Genomic DNA, 3,542 nt, shown 5'->3' with positions numbered 1-3,542 from the left:
AACGCGCGGCGCATCCGCGGCTCCCAGAAGCGCCGGATATGGTCGGTGATGCCGGCCAGCGCTTCGTCGCGATCGGGCATCGATTCGAAGAATGCGCCGATCTGGTTGGCCATGTCGATCAGGTGTCCGTTGTCCATCGCTTCCTCACTTGCCTGACGTCACGCCGGCGGTCGCGGCTGCGCGGCGCTCGAGCAGGTCGAGCTGCTCCGCGTTGAAGCGCGCATACGCCTGCTGCCAGTCGGACGGCTGCGCGACGGGCAACACCTGCACGGCCGTCACCTTGTACTCGGGGCAGTTCGTCGCCCAGTCCGAGCTGTCCGTCGTGATCACGTTCGCCCCCGATTCGGGGAAGTGGAACGTCGTATAAACGACGCCCGGCTGCATGCGTTCGGTCACGAGCGCGCGCAGCACCGTCTGCCCCGCACGCGATTCGATGCCGACCCAGTCACCGCTGCGGATGCCGCGATCCTGCGCGTCGTGCGGATGGATCTCGAGGCGATCCTCTTCGTGCCACTGCACGTTCTCGGTGCGGCGTGTCTGCGCGCCGACGTTGTACTGCGACAGGATGCGACCCGTCGTCAGGATCAGCGGATAGCGCTGCGTGACCTTCTCCGGCGACGCAATGAACTGCGTGATCACGAACTTGCCCTTGCCGCGCACGAATGCGTCGATGTGCATCGTCGGCGTGCCTTCCGGTGCATGCTCGTTGCACGGCCACTGGATACTGCCGAGCGCATCGAGCTTCGCGTACGACACACCCGAGAAGGTCGGCGTGAGCCGCGCGATCTCGTCCATGATGTCCGACGGATGCGCATAGTCCATCTCGTAGCCGAGCGCGCGCGACAGCATCAACGTGACTTCCCAGTCCGCATAGCCCGCGAGCGGCGGCATCACCTTGCGCACGCGCGAGATGCGGCGTTCCGCGTTCGTGAACGTGCCGTCCTTTTCGAGGAACGACGAGCCGGGCAGCAGCACGTGCGCATATTTCGCGGTCTCGTTCAGGAAGATGTCCTGCACGACGATGCACTCCATCGCCGACAGCGCGGCCGCGACGTGCTGCGTATTCGGGTCCGACTGGACGATGTCCTCGCCCTGGCAGTAAAGCCCCTTGAAGCTGCCGTCGAGCGCCGCGTCGAACATGTTCGGGATGCGCAGCCCCGGCTCCGGTTGGAGTTTCGCCGACCACGCTGCCTCGAACTGCGTGCGCACGATCTCGTCGCCGATGTGCCGGTAGCCGGGCAGTTCGTGCGGGAACGAGCCCATGTCGCACGAGCCCTGCACGTTGTTCTGGCCGCGCAGCGGATTGACGCCGACGCCTTCGCGGCCGATGTTGCCGGTCGCCATCGCGAGGTTCGCGATGCCCATCACCGTGGTCGAGCCTTGCGCGTGTTCGGTCACGCCCAGCCCGTAATAGATCGCGGCGTTGCCGCCCGTCGCATAGAGGCGCGCGGCTTCGCGTACCAGTTCGGCCGGCACGCCGGTCACGTCGGCGGTTGCTTCGGGCGAGTTGTCGGCACGCGAGACGAATTCGCGCCATTGCTCGAACGCACGCGTCTCGCAGCGCTCGGCGACGAACGCGTCGGCGACGAGCCCTTCGGTGACGATCACGTGCGCGAGCGCGTTGACGATCGCGACGTTGGTGCCGGGGCGCAGCTGCAGGTGGTGGGTGGCCTTCACGTGCGGGCCGTCGACGACGTCGATGCGGCGCGGGTCGATCACGATCAGCTTCGCACCCTCGCGCACGCGCCGCTTCAGCCGCGAGCCGAACACCGGGTGGCCGTCGGTCGGGTTTGCGCCCATCACGACGATCACGTCGGCCTGGCCGACCGACGCGAACGTCTGCGTGCCGGCCGATTCACCGAGCGTCGTCTTGAGGCCGTAGCCCGTCGGCGAGTGGCACACGCGTGCGCAGGTGTCGACGTTGTTGTTGCCGAACGCGGCGCGCACCAGTTTCTGCACGAGGTAGGTTTCCTCGTTCGTGCAACGCGACGACGTGATGCCGCCGATGGAATCGCGGCCGTACTTCTGCTGCAGCTTGCGGAATTGCGTTGCCGCGTAGGTGAGCGCTTCGTCCCAGCTGACTTCGCGCCACGGGTCGGTGATCTTTTCGCGGATCATCGGCTTCGTGATGCGGTCCTTGTGCGTGGCATAGCCCCACGCAAAGCGTCCCTTCACGCACGCGTGGCCCTCGTTTGCGAGGCCGTTCTTGTGCGGTGTCATGCGCACGACCTGCGTACCCTTCATCTCGGCCTTGAACGAGCAGCCGACGCCGCAGTACGCGCAGGTCGTGACGACCGAGTGTTCGGCCTGACCGAGTTGCACGACGGATTTTTCCTGCAGCGTGGCGGTCGGGCACGCTGCGACGCACGCGCCGCACGATACGCATTCCGACGCCATGAACGATTCGCTTTCGCCGGCGGCCACACGCGATTCGAAACCGCGTGCGGCGATCGTCAGCGCGAACGTGCCCTGTGTTTCCTCGCAGGCGCGCACGCAGCGGTTGCAGACGATGCACTTCGACGGGTCGTATGTGAAGTACGGATTCGACTCGTCCTTCTTGTCGCGCAGATGATTCGCGCCGTCAATGCCGTAACGCACCTCGCGCAGCCCGACGACACCTGCCATGTCCTGCAGCTCGCAGTCGCCGTTGGCGGGGCAGGTGAGGCAATCGAGCGGATGGTCGGAGATGTACAGCTCCATCACGTTGCGACGCAGCGACTGCAGCCGGTCCGATTGCGTGCGCACCTTCATGCCCGCTTCGGCAGGCGTCGTGCACGATGCCGGATAACCGCGCCGGCCTTCGATCTCGACGAGGCACAGCCGGCACGAGCCGAACGGTTCGAGCGAATCGGTCGCACAGAGCTTCGGGACGTTGACGCCGGCTTCGATCGCCGCGCGCATCACCGACGTGCCGGCCGGCACCGTGACCGGCTGGCCGTCGATTTCGAGCGTGACGTCGGTATCGGCATGGCGTTGCGGCGTGCCGTAGTCGGTATCGTCGAACGGATCGCGGGCACGCGCCTGAGCGGCGCTCTTGCACGCGCATTGGCCCGAGCCGCAGCCGCCTTGGCGGACGTTGTTCGTGTCGAGGGACATGCAGGGCTCCTTCTGGGTCAGGCCGCAGCCTTGACCGGGCCCGACGCGGCATCCTTGCCGGCAGCGAGCCCGAAATCTTCGGGGAAATGGTCGAGCGCGGACAGCACCGGGTAAGGCGTCATGCCACCCATCGCGCACAGCGAGCCGGCGAGCATCGTGTCGCACAGGTCGCGCAGCAGCGTGACCTGGCGTTCCGACGTGTCGCCGTGGCGGATGCGCGCGATCGTCTCGACGCCGCGCGTCGAGCCGATCCGGCACGGCGTGCACTTGCCGCACGATTCGATCGCGCAGAACTTCATCGCGTATTCGGCCAGCTCGGCGAGGTTCGACGTGTCGTCGTGCAGCACGATGCCGCCGTGGCCGACGACTGCACCGATCGCCGCATACGCCTCGTAGTCGAGCGGCACGTCCCACTGGTGATCGGGCAGGTAGGTGCCGAGCGGGCC

3 protein-coding genes are annotated in these 3,542 nt (G+C 66.7%); all 3 read right to left on the bottom strand.

Translation table 11 applies throughout. The features are described from left to right. A partial coding sequence (locus JYJ84_RS31685; RefSeq protein ID WP_205189936.1) for a formate dehydrogenase subunit delta occupies positions 1 to 137 on the bottom strand: 137 nt, incomplete at its 3' end. A gap of 7 nt (positions 138 to 144) precedes the next feature. Continuing rightward, positions 145 to 3,096: a formate dehydrogenase subunit alpha gene (fdhF, locus tag JYJ84_RS31680; RefSeq protein WP_175223448.1), complete on the bottom strand. Its 2,952-nt coding sequence runs from the start codon at positions 3,094 to 3,096 to the stop codon at positions 145 to 147. A 17-nt stretch (positions 3,097 to 3,113) separates the two neighbouring features. Continuing rightward, positions 3,114 to 3,542, bottom strand: a 429-nt coding sequence (locus JYJ84_RS31675; RefSeq protein ID WP_275890753.1) for an NADH-ubiquinone oxidoreductase-F iron-sulfur binding region domain-containing protein, incomplete at its 5' end; no start/stop codon positions are given.

Origin of the sequence: Burkholderia sp. LMG 13014 (assembly GCF_905232215.1) — a bacterium.
GTDB lineage: Bacteria > Pseudomonadota > Gammaproteobacteria > Burkholderiales > Burkholderiaceae > Burkholderia.
This window is presented reverse-complemented; position numbering and strand designations above follow the sequence as displayed.